General features: G+C 51.8%; 1 protein-coding gene. It reads left to right on the top strand.

The features are described from left to right. Window positions 1–48: 48 nt before the first annotated feature. The coding region (locus H0248_RS17470; RefSeq protein WP_180786883.1) for a DUF2931 family protein at window positions 49–363 on the top strand (315 nt) is incomplete at its 3' end.

Below are 363 nucleotides of genomic sequence, written 5' to 3'. Positions count from 1 at the left end.
CACCGTGAGCAAGGAACGGCGGCATATCATCGGCAATTTGGAGGCATGATGTTCAGATATTTTATTATGGTCATGGGGCTATGTATTTCGCTGGCCGCCTGCTCAAGTCCAAATGTCAAAACACCGGTTAACTGGCGTTATGGTACGGGCAGCAATATTGGTGAAACGTGGACGACCAACGTTGAGTTTTATCGTATCGGGGCATTTATTGGCGGCTATCCCGGGGGCGGGGTAGGTCCTGGTGCCAGTGTAAAACGGATTACGGAAAAGCGTTATTACTGGGCTGGCGGTGGCGGTTTGCCTGTAGAAGGAATGGCGGTTCCCGATCACGCAGTGGTCGAAATGGTGTCCTTCTACGATCGT

The organism is Pectobacterium brasiliense (assembly GCF_013449685.1).
Classification (GTDB): domain Bacteria; phylum Pseudomonadota; class Gammaproteobacteria; order Enterobacterales; family Enterobacteriaceae; genus Pectobacterium; species Pectobacterium brasiliense_A.
Note: the sequence above shows the minus strand (reverse complement) of the source record. Positions and strands in the feature narration are given on the sequence as shown.